At 63.5% G+C, this 13,962-nt stretch carries 7 protein-coding genes; 4 read left to right on the forward strand and 3 right to left on the reverse strand.

Going from position 1 to position 13,962, the window contains the following annotated elements; translation table 11 throughout:
* Positions 1-2 precede the first annotated feature (2 nt).
* A complete protein-coding gene (locus BCY88_RS22435; protein ID WP_120346356.1) occupies positions 3-4,361 on the forward strand; it encodes a translocation/assembly module TamB domain-containing protein in 4,359 nt (1,452 codons plus the stop codon).
* Between the two features lie 107 nt (positions 4,362-4,468).
* Here the strand turns inward: BCY88_RS22435 and BCY88_RS22440 are convergent, their stop codons facing one another.
* The 3 genes from BCY88_RS22440 to BCY88_RS22450 all read right to left on the reverse strand — a co-directional run bounded on the left by BCY88_RS22440 (position 4,469) and on the right by BCY88_RS22450 (position 11,081).
* Positions 4,469-7,504: an enterotoxin A family protein gene (locus BCY88_RS22440; RefSeq protein ID WP_120346357.1), complete on the reverse strand. Its 3,036-nt coding sequence runs from the start codon at positions 7,502-7,504 to the stop codon at positions 4,469-4,471.
* Positions 7,505-7,827: 323 nt separating this feature from the next.
* Positions 7,828-9,963, reverse strand: a complete 2,136-nt coding sequence (metG, locus tag BCY88_RS22445; protein WP_120346358.1) for a methionine--tRNA ligase — start codon at positions 9,961-9,963, stop codon at positions 7,828-7,830.
* 464 nt (positions 9,964-10,427) lie between these two features.
* On the reverse strand, positions 10,428-11,081 hold the full coding sequence (locus tag BCY88_RS22450) for a YiaD family glycine zipper/OmpA-like lipoprotein (RefSeq protein ID WP_120346359.1): 654 nt from the start codon (positions 11,079-11,081) through the stop codon (positions 10,428-10,430).
* A gap of 331 nt (positions 11,082-11,412) precedes the next feature.
* Here BCY88_RS22450 and apbC point away from each other — a divergent pair, with 331 nt between their 5' ends.
* The 3 genes from apbC to dcd all read left to right on the forward strand — a co-directional run bounded on the left by apbC (position 11,413) and on the right by dcd (position 13,918).
* On the forward strand, positions 11,413-12,501 hold the full coding sequence (apbC, locus tag BCY88_RS22455; RefSeq protein ID WP_120346360.1) for an iron-sulfur cluster carrier protein ApbC: 1,089 nt from the start codon (positions 11,413-11,415) through the stop codon (positions 12,499-12,501).
* 142 nt (positions 12,502-12,643) lie between these two features.
* The gene (locus tag BCY88_RS22460) at positions 12,644-13,177 is read left to right on the forward strand and encodes a superoxide dismutase family protein (protein ID WP_120346361.1); all 534 of its coding nucleotides are present in this window, start codon (positions 12,644-12,646) and stop codon (positions 13,175-13,177) included.
* 171 nt (positions 13,178-13,348) lie between these two features.
* On the forward strand, positions 13,349-13,918 hold the full coding sequence (gene dcd, locus BCY88_RS22465) for a dCTP deaminase (RefSeq protein WP_012432068.1): 570 nt from the start codon (positions 13,349-13,351) through the stop codon (positions 13,916-13,918).
* Positions 13,919-13,962 lie beyond the last annotated feature (44 nt).

Raw genomic sequence — 13,962 nt, forward strand, 5'->3', positions numbered from 1 at the left:
GCATGACCACGGACGCTTCCGCTCAACCACCCGCGCAGCCGCCCGGCGCTCATCCGCCGGGACAGCCGCCTTCGCCCGACGCGCAGCCGCCTGAGCGCCGCCGGGGCCGGTTGTTGCTGAAAACGCTCGCGTGGATGGTTGCGGTGCTGGTGCTGCTGGTCGCCGTGGCCGCCGGACTGCTGTACGGCGCGCTCACGACCGAGCGCGGCACCGCTTACGCGTGGCAGGCGGCTGTCAAACTGCTGGGCGGCAAGCTGACGGGCACGCTCGAGGGCGGCACCATCGCGCGCGGTGTCCAACTCCGGCAAGTGCGCTGGCGCAGTCTCGACGGCAGCGGCACCGATATCCAGATCGACCGTGTGGCCGGCCGCTGGGGCCTCATACATCAGCCTTGGCGCTTCACGATCGACTATCTGCATGTCGGTACGATCGACGCTCGTATCGGCGCTTCGTCGTCCAGCAGCGGACCGCTTGAATTGCCGAAAGACCTGCGTTTGCCGATGCAGCTCGAGGTGCGCGACGTGCAGGTCGACAAACTGCTGTTGCACGAGGGTGGCTCGACAACCGAGTTTGCCCGCTTCATGTTCCATGGCCGCAGCGACGGCCGCCACCACGAGGCGGCCATCGAGAGGCTCGACACGCCGTTCGGCGCGGTGACGGCAGCGGCGAAGCTCGACGGGATGCGGCCGTTTCCGCTGAGCGGTGATGTCGGCTATTCCGGCAAGGTCAACAACGAGGCGGTGCAGGTGGGCGGCCATCTGAGCGGCTCGCTGGAGAATCTCATCGCCGAACTCGATGCCAGCGGCATGAAGCTCGCCGGCCATGCCCGGGTCGAAGCGACGCCGTTCGGCGACGTGCCGTTGCAACGCGCCGTGCTGAGCTTCGACCACGTCAATCCGCAGGCGTTTGCGCCCGGCGCGCCGCTGGCGGATCTGGCAGTGCGTGCTGAACTGCAGCCGGTGGGGCAGCGCGCAGCGGACGCGGCTACTTTGGGTGCGGCAAGCACGGCAAGCACGGCAAGCACGGCAAGCACGGCAAGCACGGCAAGCACGGCAAGCACGGCAAGCACGGCAAGCACGGCAAGCACGGCAAGCACGGCAAGCACGGCAAAACCCGCAGCCGCCTCCGGCGCCGCGGGTTTTGCCGTCGCGGGCCATGTCTCGATCGTCAACGCCAAACCGGGGGCGATCGACCAGAATCTGCTGCCGCTAATCGACGCGCGAGCCGACGTGCGTCTCGACGCCCAGGCGCAGCGCATCTCGAATCTGAACGTGCGGCTGGTGAAGAGCGCCACGCTCACCGGCGGCGGCGTGCTGACCGGCAAGCACGGCCAGTTCGATCTGCAGGTCGCCGGGCTCGACCTGAACGCGCTCGAAGCGACCGTGCGGCCAACCCAACTTTCCGGCCCGATCGGGTTTCGTCTGAACGACGACGTGCAAAGCCTGACCCTCGATCTCGCCGACCCGAAAGCCGGGTTGCGCGCACAGGGTAAAGTCACCTTCGACCCCGCGCGCATCAGTTTCAACGACGTGCGCGTCACGTCGGGCAAAGGCCGCATCGATCTGTCCGGTGCGCTCAAGCACGACGCGAATTCGACCTACAACCTGAAAGCGCAGTTGACCGATTTCGATCCGCTGACGCTGACTTCGCAGATGCCTTCGCGCACCCCCGTGACGGGTCCGGCGCCGGCGGCGGCCAACACCAAAGCCAAGGCGCTGCCGCAAGGTGCGGCGCAAGCGGGCAGCACGGCCGGTGCGAAAAGCGCGGCCCCCGCCGACAAAGCCGCCGCGGCGGTCAAGAACACCGCCAGGGCCGCAGTGCGGACCGAAGTGGTTCAACGCAGCAAAGCGTCACCGCCGCCGAGGCACGCCGCGCCCCCGGCCCGCAAGATCGAGGCACGCGTGAACGGCACGCTCACCGCGGCCGGCGTGCTCGGCCCGGTCTTTACCACCAAGGCTGAATTCAAACTCGGCCCGAGTGTCTATGACGGCCTGCCCTTGACGGGTGGCGGTGTAGTTCAGTTGGCCGGCTCGCGGATTCTGCCGAGCCGCGCGAATCTCTCGGTGGCGGGCAATCAGGTGGACTTGCAAGGCAGCTTCGGCGCGAGCGGCGACCGGCTGCGTTTTCGCATCGACGCGCCGGAGCTCGAGCGACTCGGTTTCGGTCTCGCCGGCCTCATCGCGGCAGACGGCGACGTTACAGGCTCGTTCGCCCACCCGAATGTCGTGCTGAACTACAAGGCAGACAGCGTGGTGTTCAGCAGTAACCGCATCGGCCATGCGGAAGGTCATGCCGAACTGCGTGACGGCGCGAACGGCGCGCTCGTCTTCACGACCGACGCGCGCAATCTCAGCGCCGGCGGCGTCGATCTGACTACCCTCACGGCACGCCTGTCCGGCACGCGCGCCAACCACACGCTGGAGGCCGCGGCCACCGGCAAGCTGCAGGATCGCCCGCTCGATCTGACGCTCGCGGCCAACGGCAAGCTGACCGAAGCACGCGACGGCACGCGCTGGGACGGCACCGTGACCCGTCTGCAGAATCGTGGCACACCGGCATTGAATCTGGAGTCGCCGCTGGCCATCAGCGCCGGACCGAGCCGCCTGACACTCGGCGCGACACGTCTCACGATCGAAGGCGCTGTGCTGAGCCTGAAATCGTTCGCCTTCGACCACGGCAAGATCCAGTCCGCGGGCACCTTGACCGACGTTTCGCTGGCGCGCCTGCAGGATTTGCGGCGCGAGATCACCGGCGCGCCACCGGCCGTCAAAACCGATCTGGTGTTCGACGGCGACTGGGACTTCGCGCTCGGCAGCACGGCGAGCGGTCACATCCAGTTGAAGCGCCGCGGCGGTGACGTCACGGTCGAAATCGGACGTGGGTTGGCCTCGCTGGGTATCACGGACATGATCGCGCGCGCCGAATTCAGCGGCGGCAACCGGCTGAATGCCACCGTCCACGCTCAGGCCAGCCGGATCGGCGTGATCGATGCCGACGCCCACACCACGCTCGTAATGCGCGACGGCTTCCTGAGCGTCAATGAAGAGGGCGCGCTCACCGGCAATGTGAATGCCAACGTGCCGTCGCTGAAAACCACCGGCGGCCTGTTCGGTCCGAGTTATCTGCTCGACGGACATCTCGCGCTGAAACTCGCGCTCGGCGGTACTGTCGCCAAGCCGAACCTGACAGGGTCGCTGCTCGGCGACGGTTTGTCCGCGACCATGGTCGACCAGGGCGTGCAGCTAAAGGACGGTGTGGTGCGCATCGCGCTTTCGCAAAATCTGGTGGACTTCCAGCAGGTCGAGTTTCATGGTGCGAGCGGCACCTTGCGCGCCACCGGCCGCGTGCGTCTGGACGGCGCCGAGCCGGATCTGTCCGCGAGTATCGTGGCGGATAAGCTGGAATTGTTCGCGTCGCCGGATCGCAATCTGTCGCTGTCGGGCAGCGCGAGCGTGGCCAATGCCGGCGCGCAGGGCGGCATGGCGATCAACGGCAAGTTCGTGGTGGACCACGCGCTGTTCGATATGCCGGAGCAGTCCGCGCCGAAGCTGGGCGACGACGTCGTGATCGTCCGTCCGGACGGCACGGTGGCCGGCGAGAAATCACCGCCGGTGGAGGGGACCAACAAGCCGATCGGGCCGTTCGCGCCACGCGCCAATATCGACATCAGTCTCGGCAACAACTTCCGTTTCCGCGGGCAAGGCGCTGACCTCGGGCTGAGCGGCACGATTACCGCGATGAGCGCGCCGAACCTGCCGTTGCGCGCCGTCGGCAATGTTCGCGTGACGCAGGGCTCGACCTATACCGCGTTCGGCCGCAAGCTCAACATCGAGAATGGTTTCTTCACGTTCAACGGGCCAGTGGCCAATCCGGGCATCAACATCCTCGCCATGCGCCGCAATCAGCAGGTCGAGGCAGGCGTGCAGGTGACGGGCACCGTTCAGTTCCCGGTCGCGAAACTGGTGTCCGAGCCGAACGTGCCGGACAACGAAAAGCTCTCGTGGCTGCTGTTTGGACACGGCACGGATCAAGGCAATAACCTCGGCCAGCAAAGCACCATGACGACCGCGCTAGCCTTGCTCGGCAGCGCGAGCGGCAAGCGGATCGCGCAAACGTTCGGGCTGGATGAATTTTCGATCGGGCGAAGTGAAGTCGGCCTGACCGATCCTCAGGTGGTGATGGTGTCGAAAGCTATCAACGAGTGGCTCGTGGTCGGCTACGAACAGGGCCTGCAGTCGGCGAGCAACGCGATCAAGGCAACGATCAACCTCACGCGCTATTGGTCGGTCGCGGCATATGGCGGCACGTTCGACGGCATAGAACTGCTTTACACACGACGCTTCGATCAGATCCGCTGGTGATGGGCGAGGGCCGTGGTTCAGCAAGTCGACGCAGACGCAGTAGGGCGGCACGCGTTGCTCCGTTTCCGGAGCAACGCGACGTGCCCCTGCCGTTTTACGTCGCGGCGCTAACTCGTCTTGTTCAGTTCCTCAAAGCGCATGTAGCGCTCGTGTTCCTGCTGCAGGTGTATCCATGTCTGATCGGGCACCGAGTAGTCGGACCCGATGTCGGAGCGATCGTCGTTTGACCCTGCATCGAGATGAAGCGTCCTCACGGTATCGCCCTGCAGATTGCGAATGTCCAGGGTGTGCTCGTTTGTCGCGGTGACATAGAAGCCGTCCTTGAGCAGCAGCGCCGACGTGTGGCCGTTGAGCCAGTCGGCGGCCGCCTGCTGGTCGGCAGCGGAGCCTCTCAGGAACCCATTGGCGCTGTCGTACCCTGACGGCGCACCCGGCAGACTGGTCGTGAAGCGCGTGACCCCGGACGGCAAAGCCGAGTCGGGGTCACGGTCGAAATCGAACTGGGTGCGTGCGCTACCCGCGGTGCGGTCGCGGTACTCATGGATGCTTTGTGGCGGTCTATAGGACTTGTTGTTGTCGGCGTCGGTCAACTTCCAGATCGAATAATTGCTGCGATAGTCACCGCTGCTGACATACGCATAGCCCGCGTGCGAATAGGTCAGGACCTTGCCGTCTTCGACGTGGATCAAGCGGTTGTTGTTGTCATAGCGGAAGACGCCGTTCGTGTTTTGCGGGTCGCTGGGAACCTTGCCGAGATACAGATAGCCGTCGCCGCCCACTCGCAGGACCGCTTCCTTACCGAATATCCGAGTGTGGAACCGGCCGTCGCCGTCCATGCTAAACGTGTGAATGCCCGGCTGATGATCGTTGTTGACAACGGTGACGTCGCTGCCGCCGGTGCTGCCGGGAGTAGGGTGCTGGCCCGGCACCAGATACAGGTTGCCCTGCAGCGTCCCGTACGCGCCATCGTGCGAGACGAGTTTCACCGGGCCGCGATAGTCCCTTCCCTCGCTCTGCCTGTCGTTCAGATAGGCGATTTTTTCCAGCGCGTGGTTATAAAAGCTCGCATGGGCGAGATCTGGATCCTGACGCGGCGAATAGACGGTTTTGCCGTCGTCCGTCCGCGCGGTGACAAACGGACGGTGCGCAGCGTCCGCCCAGTTGGTGTCGTTGGAGGTGAAGCGCGACAGTTGCGGCTGGGCGCCCGCGATTCGGGTCTGATCGTAGACGTCCCAACGGTAGTCGGGATTGGGCGTGAACGCGCCCGGCTTGCCGTTCTCTATCTTCTGCCAGCCGCGAATCTGCGTGTAGTCGATGCGGCCCATCGCGGCGACCTCGCCCCTGTCGGCGTTGCGGGCGTTTGCGCCGAGTGTCGGTGCGACGTCGACCATATTGGGCGCGGGTGCGACCGCATAGATGTAACCGTCCTTCGAATTGGCAAGCGCGGGATTTTGCTGGGCTGTTTCGAGCTTGCGGAAGGTGCCGAGATAGCCGGAGCCGTCTATCAGGCCGGGGTTGGCCGCCATGTCGAAATCGTGCAGATCGAGGTTGATCTGCCCGACGGGCGTGTGCTCTGTATCGAATCCGCCAAGCTTCCTCAGGTCATCCGGCGTGACGCTCGATGGCCGGTACAGCGCCATGGGCTGAAGCGCGTGCTGGTCGTCGGTGCTGCGTTTGAATTCATCGCGCGGCGGTGGCTGATAACCCGACGGACCCGGCTGGTCGAAGGAGGGCAGCGGCGGCAGGTCCGCCCGCGGCGGCGTGAGGGTGGGGACGGGGATGTGCGGGGGCAAGTAGTTCGCGGCCCCGGAATTTGCCGGCAGCGGTAGGGGTAGCGCCGGCATCCCGTAACTGCCGCCCACGTCTCCGAGACGCTGGTTCCCCAGTGCATGCTGACGCACGTTCTGCATCGCATAGTAAGACGTGCTCGCCGACGTGAAACCGCCCAGTCCAGGATAGGCCGCGTCGAAGTAATGGCTTAGCGCATAGGTTAGCTGACCGAAATTCGCGTAGCGAAACGCGCCCTGGCTGGGGTCGTACAGCGTGTAGGTATCATTGCGATAGTCGCCGTTCGCATGCATGCGTTGCACGCTCAGCGCGTGTGCCGGAGCGTCTACGGAAAAAGTGCCGGCGGGCGCATTTCCCAACGAAAGGCCGACCAGGGCGAACGTATTGGGATGTCCCATCCTCTCGCCCTGAGGGTTGTAGGGCGTTGCGAAATGGTCTTCCAGATCGGAAACCAGTTCTTCGCCGCTTCTCAGTCCGGACCGCCCAGGGTGGCGGATATAGCCCGGCAACTCGCGGGTCTCGCCGCTCCATTGACCGTTCCCTTGCAAGTTTCTGATCGATGCGAGCAAAGCGGTCCTGGATGTTCCGCCTTTGGCGTAGGCCTTTCCTACTGCGTTCGCGGCATCGAACAGATTGGCCTGTCGCGTGCTCGTGGCGGCTCCCCGCATGACCTGCAGGGTGCAACCGAGGCAGCCCGATTCGATCCGCCGCCCTTGCGCCACGGCCTGAACCCTAGGGTTGTTCTCCATGTCCTCCTGGTGCAGATAGGACGACGTCACGCCGCTTGACGCCGACGCGGGACGATAAAGCGTGTCGGCGACGCCGAAGCGGATGGCCTGCTCCGGCGTGGGATTGGCCGGCGCGAGACTCGGGCGCAAGTGGATGGTGAGACCGTAGAACTGGGTGCTTGTCGCGCCGCGCGGGAGGGTGTGGGAGTCGGTTGGCGGTGGCGTCGGCGAGCGCGGTGTGCGGCTGCTTGTGCCGCTGGCGGCCTGACGGATGCGCTCGTTCGTCGGCAATGGCATTGCCGATTCGCGACGCGTGATATTTGGCGCGGCATCGATCGCCTCGCGTTGCGGCAGCGTTCTGGACGCCAGCTCGGAGAACGGGCGCGCAGCTTGCTCGCGATCCGGTGAGCCGAATGCTGCTGCATGCTCGCCGCCAAAGCGGGACAACAGCTTAAGCGCGCCCGGCGAGGCGGCCTTTGGGTCTTGCGCGGGTAGCGGTTCGGCCGGCAGGACGCCGGCAGGTGGTCTCGGCGAGGCGCTACGCGCGAAATTCTGGGTGGACTGCGAGTCCGGCCCGTCTTCGGCAAGACGAGCCAATACGTTTTCACCATTTGCTTCGGTTCGCATGAGATAGACCTCTGGTTGCCGAACAGCATTCCGCTGCAGTCTGGAAGCTGGATCGGAGTTCGCAATTGATAAGGTATGCAAATCATTTGTCAGAAATTGACGCTGGTTCAATCCGGTGTATGTTGCTGTGGCAGTTGTCTACCTTCCGGGGAGGCTGGCTAGTGTCCTGCGGCACCCAACATATGGCAGCGTCCGAAGACGTTCAATGCCGCACGGTCAAGTCTGACGGTATTTCGCTTTTGCGTGTAATACAGGGCTGTGTCCAAAGAAAACGACCCGCTTGCTTGCGCGAGCGGGTCGTTGTCAAAAGATGCCTGGCCGTTTTACTTCACGCGCATGCCCGGCTTCGCGCCGCTGTCCGGTTCGAGCACGTAGAGGCCCGGTTCGGCTTTCTCGTCAGTCGCCGAGGCCGCCAGCACCATCCCTTCGGACAGGCCGAACTTCATCTTGCGCGGCGCGAGGTTCGCGACCATCACAGTCAGCTTGCCGACCAGTTGCTCAGGTTGATAGGCCGACTTGATGCCTGAGAATACGTTGCGGGTCTTCTCTTCACCGATGTCGAGCGTCAGTTGCAGCAGCTTGTCAGAGCCTTCCACTGCCTTGCAGTCGACGATCTTCGCGATGCGCAGATCGACCTTCGCGAAGTCGTCGATCGAGATGATGCCGGGCGCCTCGTCCTGGTCGGCGGCGGCTGCTTTCGCTGCCTTCGACTTGGCCTTCGTATCCGCCGGCACGGCAGCTTCCGGCGTGGCTTGCAGCGACTCGCGATTTGCTGCGATGAGCGCCTCGATCTGCTTCGGATCGACGCGTGTCATCAGGTGCTTGTACGCGTTGATCGGGCGCGCGGAGGAGAGCGGCACACTCGCATCGGCCCACACCAGCGGCTCGATGCCGAGGAAAGCTTCTACCGCTTCCGCCAGCTTCGGCAACACAGGCTTGAGCGCGAGCGACAGCAGACGGAATGCCTCGATGCTCACGCTGCAGGTTTCGTGCAAGGCAACTGCGTTGGCCGGGTCTTTCGCCTGATCCCACGGCTTGGCGCTGTCGACGTATGCATTCACCGCGTCGGCCAGTTCCATGGTCTGACGAAGCGCCCGGTTGTACTCACGCGCTTCGTAGTTCGCGGCGATTTGCGGCACGGCGGCGCGCAGCGTGGCGAGCAGCGGATGGTGCATGGCGCTGTCCTGCACGCGACCCTCGAAACGCTTGATCAGGAAGCCGGCAGCGCGGCTCGCGATGTTCACGTATTTGCCGACCAGATCGCTGTTCACACGGGCCTGGAAGTCGTCGAGGTTCAGGTCGAGGTCTTCCATTGTGCTGTTCAGCTTGGCCGCGAAGTAGTAGCGCAGCCATTCCGGATTCAGGCCCGTGTCGATCACGCTTTGCGCGGTGATGAACGTGCCGCGCGACTTCGACATCTTCGCGCCGTCTACCGTCAGGAAGCCGTGCGCGAAGACGTTGGTCGGCGTGCGGTGGCCCGAGAATTCGAGCATGGCCGGCCAGAACAGCGTGTGGAAATACAGAATGTCTTTGCCGATGAAGTGGTACTGCTCGGCGGTCGAGCCCTTGCGGATCCACGCCTCGAAATCCAGGCCGCGTTTCTCGGCCAGGTTCTTGAAGCTCGCGTAATAACCGACGGGTGCGTCCAGCCACACGTAGAAATACTTGCCCGGCGCCCCCGGGATTTCGAAGCCGAAATACGGCGCGTCGCGCGAAATATCCCAGTCGGCGAGCTTGGCTTCGCCTGCGTCGCCGAGCCACTCGCGCATCTTGTTGGTGGCTTCGGGCTGCGCCAGGCCGCTGACCCACGCGCGCAGGAAATTCTCGCAGCGCGGATCGGACAGGCGGAAGAAGTAGTGCGTCGAGGTCTTACGAATCGGCGTGGCGCCCGAGACGACCGAATACGGATTGATCAGTTCGGTCGGCAGATAGGTCGAACCGCATACTTCGCAACTGTCGCCATATTGATCCTTCGCACCGCACTTCGGGCATTCGCCCTTGATGAAGCGGTCCGGCAGGAACATTTCCTTGACGGGGTCGTATGCCTGTTCGATGTCGCGTGCATCGATCAGGCCGGCTTCCTTGAGCGCAAGGTAGACCGATTCGCTCAACACGCGATTCTCTTCGGAATCGGTTGAGTAGTAATTGTCGAACGAAATCCCGAAGCTGTCGAAATCGCGCTTGTGTTCCTGCCAGACGCGGTCGATCAGCTGCTTCGGCGTCAAACCTTCCTTTTCCGCGCGCAGCATGACCGGCGTGCCGTGCGTGTCGTCGGCGCCCACGTAGTAGACCTCGTGCCCGTGCATTCGCAACGTCCGGACCCAGATGTCCGTCTGGATATATTCAACCAGATGGCCGATATGGATTTGCCCATTCGCATACGGAAGGGCCGACGTGACGAGAATCTGGCGACGGCCTGACGGCGCGCCTGCGGAGAGATCGGTTGCGGGTGCTGACATAAGGATGGTGGGAGCCTGCGGTGGGACGAAAGGTTGATTCTAGCAGGGCGGGCGCCCCGCGCGGGCTGGGCCGCCTGGGCCGCACCTGGGTCGATGCTGGGGCAAGACGGTGTGTCCCTAATCCGCGAAGGGGACTTCCTTCGGAGCGGGGGGCTTCTTGCGGGGGGGGGGCAGGGCGAAAACCGAGCGCCCAAAAAAAAAACCGGGGCTATTAACCCCGGAGCAACAACGACAAGAGGAGAATGGTGACGCAGCGGCTTCGCCAGCCACGTACCGTAAAGACAGACCGCGAATTTTCGGCAGAGTTCGAAAAATTTTCGATCTCGAGTGAGATTTTTTGCGTCCCCCCGCGTTTGTCCGCGTTTGTCTTTTACGGCTTGCCTGACACCGGCTGCGCCAGAAGGCAAAAAGGCGGCAAGCCTTGCTTGCCGCCCAGTTGCTTCGCCCTCTTTCAGGCTGTGCCGTTATTGCGTGGCGTGCTGAGCCGTGGCGCGCAGATAGATTTCCACGCGGCGGTTTGCGGCGCGGCCGGCTTCGGTGTTGTTGTCAGCGATCGGCTGGTTCTGGCCCATGCCTTGTGCCGACAGGCGTTGCGGCGCGACGCCGCGTTGCCCCAGATAGCCCGTCACGCTTTCCGCACGGTTAACCGACAGCGTCTGGTTGTACGCCGGCTGACCCGTGCTATCCGTATAGCCGACCACCTGGGCGATCAGTTCCGGATTCTGTTGCAGGGTCTGCGTCAGTTGATCCAGCACCGGCGCGAACGACGGCTTGATCGCGTAGCTGTTGGTGTCGAATGTGACCGAGCTCGGGATGTTCAGCTTGAGCGAGCCGTCCGGCTGCTCGGTGATCTGCGTGCCGGTGCCCTTGGTGGCGCCCGACAGCTTGTTGTGAATGGCTTGCCAGTTGTAGCCGGTGATGCCGCCCACCGCAGCGCCGACGCCCGCGCCGATCGCCGCACCCTTGCCGCCGCCGAAGATTGCGCCGAGCGCCGCGCCGGTGCCGGCGCCCACGCCCGTGCCAACTGCCGTGTTAGTGCCTTGTTGGGTCGCGCAGCCTGCCAGCAGCGAACCGGCAACCGCGAAAACGGCAAGGCGAGTCATGAGTTTTGCGTTCATTTTTTGATTCCTCTTGAGTGAAGCAGGTGGAAGCGATAAATCTATCCGCCGGATGTAACGGCCGTAAAGCGCACAAGTCGAAAATACGAGAATCCTGCGTCTTCCCTCGTCCCGGTCCGACAGTGGAGAAGGGTCTTCCGGCAAGGCTTGGCGCCAGCCACTACAATGATGACTGAAGTACGCAGCGATGCGACCCCATGGCGTTCCGCCTGCCCGAAGCGTGCACGGCGCGCCTGGTTTTAGCAATGCTGCCTAACAATTTTTTTCAAATTCTGGCAAGTGGCCGAAACTTGGATTCCGCCACCCCGCAAGTGTTCCCCACGGAGTGTCAATGAGTATCGATCGGGCTTTGGTCGACGCCGCCCTCGCGGCCGTCACTGACCCCAACACGGGCAAGCCCTACGCGGCTGCCAGGAACGTCCGCAACGTCACCGTGGAGGGCGACACGGTTGGCGTCGAAGTGGTACTCGGCTATCCGGCCAAACGGCAGTTTGAAGCGATCCGTACGCAGTTCGCCGACGCGCTGAAGGCCGTTCCGGGCGTGGCCAACGCACGTGTCGAGGTGTCCCAGAACATCGCGGCACACACCGTGCAGCGCGGCGTCAAACTATTGCCGAACGTCAAGAACATCGTCGCGGTGGCGTCGGGCAAGGGTGGGGTCGGCAAGAGCACGACCGCCGTGAACCTCGCACTGGCGCTCGCGAGCGAAGGCGCGTCGGTCGGCATTCTCGATGCGGATATCTACGGCCCCTCGCTGCCGATGATGCTCGGCATTACCGGCCGCCCCGAATCGCCCGACGAAAAGTCGATGAACCCGATGACCGGCCACGGCTTGCAGGCCAACTCGATCGGCTTTCTGATCGAGCAGGACAACCCGATGGTGTGGCGCGGCCCGATGGCCACTTCGGCGCTCGAACAGCTGTTGCGGCAGACCAACTGGCAGGATCTCGACTACCTGATTGTCGATATGCCGCCGGGCACCGGCGACATTCAGCTGACCTTGTCGCAGCGCGTGCCGGTAACCGGGGCGGTGATCGTCACCACGCCACAGGACATCGCGCTGCTCGACGCGAAGAAAGGTCTCAAGATGTTCGAGAAGGTGGGTATTCCTATTCTTGGCATCGTCGAGAACATGGGTATGCATATCTGCTCGAATTGCGGCCACGAAGAGCATATTTTCGGCGCGGGCGGCGGCGAGCGGATGGGCAAGGAATATGGCGTGGACGTGCTCGGCAGCCTGCCGCTCGATATCGGCATCCGCGAGCAGGCCGACTCCGGCACACCCACCGTGGTGGCGGATCCGGAAGGCCGCATCGCCGGGGTCTACCGGTCGATCGCGCGCAAGGTGGCGATCCATATCGCCGAGCGGGCTCGCGACATGACATCGAAGTTTCCCAGCATCGTTGTCCAGAACACCTGAGTAGCCATTCAGGCAAGGTGTCAAAGCGGGGTCAAAGCGGGGCCACGGCGTCAATTTGCGCCTGGTCTCGCGGTATCATGTCGACTTCACAAGTTCGGCTCGGCGGCCGCAGGGGCGGCCGCCAGGCCGGCAAGAGGATCGCATGGGAAAACGAATCGACGGGCAGGCGGTGTATGCATTCATCGTCCTGGCTGCCAGCAGCGCGCTGTTATGCGGCTGCAGCACGTTCCTGAGACCACAGGAAAAGCGCGCCGACGCGCAGTTGCTGCCCACCGTGGGCAATCAGGCGCGCGGCCTCGTAACGTTCATCGAGCGTTCGGACGGCGTGCAGGTCACTTACAATCTGGCGGGCTTGCCGCCCAATAGCGACCACGCATTGCAGGTGCACGAGCGCGGCGACTGTAATGCCGCCGACGGCTCCAGCGCCGGTCCGGTGTTCTCGCCGGCAGCCGAGCGTCTGAAAGCGGGTGCCCGGGTCGAAGGCGATCTCGGCAACATCCACGCGGACGCCAATGGCGTGGCCACCGGCTTTATCGTTGCACCAGACGTCTCACTCGACGGTATCCGCTCGGTGCTGCAACGCGCCGTGCTGTTGCATCACGACGCAACCGACCCTTATGCGTATCCGCAGCATGGTGCTGGCCCCGCGCTCGCATGCGGGCTGATTCGCCAGTGAAGGCTGCGCCGGCGGCGTTCAGGCCATCCTGCAGCAGCTATTTCACGATCGCGTAAAATAAGCGCCTTTTCGGGGCGCGTAGCCGACGGGACCCGGTCCGGAACTTACCCCGGGTGTTATCCGTCACACCCCCGTCACACACCTGTCACTCAAGTCGAGCAGCGTTTACCTATGACTATCAAATCCGACAAGTGGATCCGGCGCATGGCCGCGTCGCACAATATGATCGAGCCGTTCGCACCCGATCAGGTCCGCGTTTCTGAAGACGGCCGGAAGATTGTCAGCTACGGCACGTCGAGCTACGGCTACGACATCCGCTGCGCCGACGAATTCAAGATCTTCACCAATATCAACTCGACCATCGTCGACCCGAAGAACTTCGACGAGAAATCGTTTGTCGACTTCAAGGGCGACGTCTGCATCATTCCGCCGAATTCGTTCGCGCTTGCCCGCACCGTCGAGTATTTCCGTATCCCGCGCAGCGTCCTGACCGTGTGTCTGGGCAAATCCACCTATGCGCGTTGCGGGATCATCGTCAACGTGACGCCGTTCGAACCGGAATGGGAAGGGCACGTTACGCTCGAATTCTCGAATACGACACCTTTGCCTGCGAAAATCTACGCGAACGAAGGCGTCGCTCAAGTGCTGTTTTTCGAAAGCGACGAGATTTGTGAAACGTCGTACGCGGATCGCGGCGGCAAATATCAAGGTCAGCACGGCGTCACGTTGCCCAAGACCTGAGGCCCGGCAGTACTGACCCACCAGCTATTCGGGTGACCGCTGCC

It is taken from the genome of Paraburkholderia fungorum (assembly GCF_003610895.1).
Classification (GTDB): domain Bacteria; phylum Pseudomonadota; class Gammaproteobacteria; order Burkholderiales; family Burkholderiaceae; genus Paraburkholderia; species Paraburkholderia fungorum_B.

Coding starts and splice junctions, on each gene's coding strand:
- BCY88_RS22435 (WP_120346356.1), top strand. CDS start 3: ATGACCACGGACGCTTCCGCTCAACCACCCGCGCAGCCGCCCGGCGCT.
- BCY88_RS22440 (WP_120346357.1), bottom strand. CDS start 7,504: ATGCGAACCGAAGCAAATGGTGAAAACGTATTGGCTCGTCTTGCCGAA.
- metG (WP_120346358.1), bottom strand. CDS start 9,963: ATGTCAGCACCCGCAACCGATCTCTCCGCAGGCGCGCCGTCAGGCCGT.
- BCY88_RS22450 (WP_120346359.1), bottom strand. CDS start 11,081: ATGAACGCAAAACTCATGACTCGCCTTGCCGTTTTCGCGGTTGCCGGT.
- apbC (WP_120346360.1), top strand. CDS start 11,413: ATGAGTATCGATCGGGCTTTGGTCGACGCCGCCCTCGCGGCCGTCACT.
- BCY88_RS22460 (WP_120346361.1), top strand. CDS start 12,644: ATGGGAAAACGAATCGACGGGCAGGCGGTGTATGCATTCATCGTCCTG.
- dcd (WP_012432068.1), top strand. CDS start 13,349: ATGACTATCAAATCCGACAAGTGGATCCGGCGCATGGCCGCGTCGCAC.